The 1,486-nt window shown below is 73.2% G+C and carries 3 protein-coding genes; 1 reads left to right on the top strand and 2 read right to left on the bottom strand.

Annotated features, from left to right (window positions below):
- Positions 1 to 266, top strand: a 266-nt coding sequence (locus B8460_RS15500; protein ID WP_048862514.1) for a magnesium chelatase subunit ChlI family protein, incomplete at its 5' end; no start/stop codon positions are given.
- A gap of 38 nt (positions 267 to 304) precedes the next feature.
- On the opposite strand, the gene B8460_RS15495 is transcribed toward B8460_RS15500, so the two are convergent.
- Both B8460_RS15495 and B8460_RS15490 read right to left on the bottom strand, forming a co-directional pair.
- On the bottom strand, positions 305 to 751 hold the full coding sequence (locus tag B8460_RS15495) for a YraN family protein (protein WP_084623712.1): 447 nt from the start codon (positions 749 to 751) through the stop codon (positions 305 to 307).
- A gap of 60 nt (positions 752 to 811) precedes the next feature.
- Positions 812 to 1,486, bottom strand: a 675-nt coding sequence (locus B8460_RS15490) for an SDR family oxidoreductase (RefSeq protein ID WP_048862513.1), incomplete at its 5' end; no start/stop codon positions are given.

Genomic DNA, 1,486 nt, shown 5'->3' with positions numbered 1-1,486 from the left:
CGGCGCAGGCGGCCGGAGCGGACGCGTCAGGCGCGGGCATCGCCGCAACCAATGCGGAGGCCGACCTTGCGCAACTCGTGCTCGACCCGGACGCACGCGACCTGCTGGAGCAGGCGATGGACCGGCTGCGCCTGTCGCCGCGCGGCTATACCCGCGTGCTGCGCGTCGGCCGGACGATCGCCGATCTCGCGGAAGCACCGGCGATCGGTCGCGCCCACGTCGCCGAAGCCCTCGCTTACCGGCACCGCCAGCACGGGCGACGCTGAGCGGCGGCCGGTCCGTGCCCCGAATTGTCCCGGTGCGCTTATTGCCGCCAGAACGCGTCGGCGATCCGGCGCACTGTCCCGGCCCGGTCGACCAGCAGCAGGTCGAAGCGCACGCCGGCCGCGCCCCAGTCCGGATGTTCGCCCAGGACGATCTCCGCCGCGTCCAGCAGCCGCGCCTGCTGGCGCGGCGTGAGGGACGCCGCGGCCTGCGCGAGCGTCGGGCGCGCCTTGACCTCGATGAAGCCCAGCATCCCGTCGCGTTCCGCGATCAGGTCGATCTCGCCGGCCGGCGTTCGCACACGATCACCCAGCACGGTCCAGCCGTCACGTTCCAGCGCCGCGCGCGCCAGCGCCTCCGCCCGGCGACCGCGCGCGTGATTCGCCGCCCCCCGCGCGCGTCGCGCCTGCGTGCGGGCCGACCGCGTCGCCGCGGGCGGATACCCCGCCTGTCCGTCGCGCCACGCCCATCCGGACTCGGTCTGCATTACCCCGTCTCCCTCTCCGCCCCGGAGCCTGCCACCCCATTCCCTAATTCTTTCCCAACATCACCGCCCCGCAACGCTGCGCAGCGCGTTCGGGCTGGCGAGGCGCCCGCCGTCGATCAGGTACTGCGCGCCCGATATGCTGCCGGCGAGGTCGGAGCAGAGAAACAGCACGAGGTTGGCCACTTCCTCGGCCGCCGCATAGCGCCCGATCGGGATCGCCGCCTTATACCGCTCGCGCACGCTGTTGCGGCCGTCCGGCGCCGACTGCTCCTCGAGCGAGGCGATCATGCGCGTGTCGGTCGGGCCGGGGCACACCGCGTTGACCCGTATGCCGGCATGGCCGTATTCGCTCGCCGCCGTGCGCGTGAGCCCGATCACCCCGTGCTTGGACGCGACATAGGCACACAGCCCCTGCGCCCCCATCACCCCCGCGGTCGAGGCGGTGTTGACGATCGCCCCGCCGGCCTGGCGCAGCATCACCGGCAGCACGTGGCGCAGGCCGAGGAACACCCCCTTCAGGTTGACCGCGATCACCGCGTCGAACACGTCCTCGTCATACTCGGCGGTCGGACGGACGCGCCCCTCGATCCCGGCATTGTTGAAGAACGCGTCGATCCGACCGTATGCCGCCACCGCCGCGTCCACGTAGCCACGCACCTCCGCCGCCCGAGTGACATCGGCCGCGACGAACCGCGCCTCCCCGCCCGCCGCGCGCACCGCCGCGACCGTCGCCTC

Origin of the sequence: Acidisphaera rubrifaciens HS-AP3, assembly GCF_000964365.1 — a bacterium.
Classification (GTDB): domain Bacteria; phylum Pseudomonadota; class Alphaproteobacteria; order Acetobacterales; family Acetobacteraceae; genus Acidisphaera; species Acidisphaera rubrifaciens.
The sequence above is the reverse complement of the archived record's forward strand: the minus strand, read 5'-3'. Positions and strand labels throughout refer to the sequence as shown.